This is a genomic window from Pseudomonas sp. R37(2017) (genome assembly GCF_002113375.1).
Lineage (GTDB): Bacteria > Pseudomonadota > Gammaproteobacteria > Pseudomonadales > Pseudomonadaceae > Aquipseudomonas.
Genome location: NZ_NEHO01000045.1, coordinates 1 through 1,368 on the forward strand (window position 1 = coordinate 1; position 1,368 = coordinate 1,368).

Here is a 1,368-nt window from a genome sequence, read left to right on the forward strand (position 1 = left end):
TGCTCGCTCCTACATCTATGGTTACCCCCTTTTCTGCAATACTGTTTTTGATGTTGTGTTTGGCTTGCTTTCATCTATCCGGCGTCTGAGTGGGGGTGTTGCCCCGCGCCTCGATGAGAATCGATGCCCAACGACCCTAATTAGTGGAACGGCCTTTGCGCCGTGTAGGAGCCCAGGGTTGTCGTCAGGCCGGTTTGCCGTTCACGTCATCTGTTATCCAGCATCGCAAAACCAGGTGGGTGGTGCTCGGGTGGCAGCAGGGTCAGGCGTTCATCGCGGTTGGCCCTGCATCGAATTCAGTGTGGTGTGCCGCAATCGCCCACGCGATCCGTGCCAGTTTGTTGGCCAGCGCGCAGACCACATGGTTGGAGTGATGATGGGTCAGCAACTGTCTGACCCAGTTGGCCAGCCAGCCTTTCTGACGGTCCAGCTGCATCAGGTAGACACGGGCACATTGGATCAGCAGGCGCCTTTGGTTTCGATCTCCGCGCTTGCTGATGCCCAGCAACACGGTCTTGTTGCCGGTGGAATGTTGTTTGGGTACCAACCCGATCGAGGCCGAATAGCCTCGTCCACACTTGAACTGCCTTCCATCACCCAACTCCGCGGCCAGGACGCTGGAGGTGATCGGGCCGACGCATGGCATTGTCATCAGACGACAAGCCAGATCATCTTCAGCGGCCTGGCTTTCTACGCGCTTGTCCAGCGACTTCACCTGTTCGTTCAGGTACTTGAAGTGCTCATGCAGGCACCTGAGGATTCTTTTGATGGCGTCGGAAAACGAGGCCTCCTCCAGCCACGTCTCAAGCTCGTTGATCGATTTAAACCCGGGGGCCAGACTGACTCCGACCTCCAGTAGCGCTGCGTGAATGCGATTGACGGTCGCTGTTCGGTCTTTGACGAACGCATCGCGTGTCGAGTTGAGCATGGCCAGCGCTTGTTGATCTTGGGTCTTGGGCGGCACAAAGCGCATCGTGGGACGGGTGGCTGCCTCGCAGATCGCTTCGGCATCGGCAAAGTCGTTCTTGTTGCTTTTGACGTAAGGGCGTACCAGATGTGGAGCAATAAGCTTGGCTGAATGCCCCAGCGTGGCAACGTGTTGCGCCATGAAATGAGCTCCTCCACAGGCCTCCATCACCACCGTGCACGGATTGAGGTTGGCCAAGTGCCGAGTGAGCCCTGTGCGATTAAACTTTTTGCGGTAGAGCTCATGACCATGCTCATCCTGAGCATGCAGGTGAAAGGAGCGTTTTCCCAGGTCGATGGCGGCGATAGCAACGTTGTTCATGGCAATGATCTCCGATTAGCCCCCTGTGAAAGCTTAGTGAGCGATCACAGGGGGTGCGGCGGGGGTAGCCATTTCATTAG

1 protein-coding gene is annotated in these 1,368 nt (G+C 56.9%); it reads right to left on the reverse strand.

Annotated features, from left to right (window positions below; translation table 11 throughout):
* Positions 1-262: 262 nt before the first annotated feature.
* Positions 263-1,288 (reverse strand): IS110 family transposase, encoded by a 1,026-nt coding sequence (locus tag CAG47_RS27590; protein WP_085729444.1) that lies wholly within the window; start codon positions 1,286-1,288, stop codon positions 263-265.
* Positions 1,289-1,368 lie beyond the last annotated feature (80 nt).

Bases quoted from the DNA above. Each gene is read 5' to 3' on its own strand.
- CAG47_RS27590 (WP_085729444.1), bottom strand. From the start codon at position 1,288: ATGAACAACGTTGCTATCGCCGCCATCGACCTGGGAAAACGCTCCTTT.